Source organism: Rhizobacter sp. P2_H2 (assembly GCF_056403375.1).
Genome location: NZ_JBFUFP010001646.1, coordinates 1 through 780, shown reverse-complemented (window position 1 = coordinate 780; position 780 = coordinate 1). Strand labels below are relative to the sequence as shown.

2 protein-coding genes are annotated in these 780 nt (G+C 68.3%); both read left to right on the top strand.

Annotated elements, in window-relative coordinates; all coding sequences use genetic code 11:
• The coding region (locus AC1D15_RS35335) for a GreA/GreB family elongation factor (protein WP_477829756.1) at positions 1 to 231 on the top strand (231 nt) is incomplete at its 5' end.
• A 4-nt stretch (positions 232 to 235) separates the two neighbouring features.
• Complete coding sequence (locus AC1D15_RS35330) at positions 236 to 685, top strand: DUF4149 domain-containing protein (protein WP_047511518.1); 450 nt, start codon at positions 236 to 238, stop codon at positions 683 to 685.
• Positions 686 to 780: the final 95 nt, after the last annotated feature.

The following is a 780-nucleotide window of genomic DNA, read 5'->3' as shown; positions in this document are numbered from 1 at the left end:
GAAGGGCGCGTGGTGTTCGGCGCCACCGTCGAACTCGAGGACGAGAAGACCGGCAATCCCGTCACGTACCAGATCGTCGGCGAGGATGAAGCCGACCTGAAGGAAGGCCGCATCTCGATCGGCTCCCCGATCGCGCGTGCGTTGATCGGCAAGGTGGCCGGCGACGTGGCCGAGGTGCAGGCGCCGGGCGGCGTCAAGAGCTACGAGATCGTCGAAGTCCGCTACGTCTGACGTGATGACACCCCAGAAGCTGCAGCGCGCGGCGGGATTCCTGACCGGCCTGTGGGCCGGCGTCCTGCTGGGCGTGGGCTTCATCGGCGCGCCGGCCGGCTTCGCGAGCACGTTTCCTGAAACCGCCGGGCGCATCGCCGGTCGCATGTTCATGCAGGAGGCGTACCTCAGCCTCGGCTTGAGCGTGCTGCTGCTGCTGATGCTGCGCCGCATCTGGCAGATGACGGAGACGCGGCGCAGCATCCTGGGCGCGGACGCGTTGATGCTGCTGGCCGTTGCCTTCTGCACGGTGCTCGGCTACTTCGGGTTGCAGCCGGTGATGGCGGCGGCCAAGGCGGGGCAGGGCAGCCTGTCCTTCGGCGCGCTGCACGGCATCTCGATGAGCCTGTACGCCGTCAAGGCGCTGCTGCTGCTGGTGCTGGCCTGGCGCTTGAACAGCGCCAAGCCGGCCTGAGAGGCTCAGTCAGCCGCCGACTTCTTCAGGCTGGTGATGCGCTTCTTGGCGCGCTTGATCTCGCCGCCGGCGGCGACGCGCTGGTTGCCCAGCAC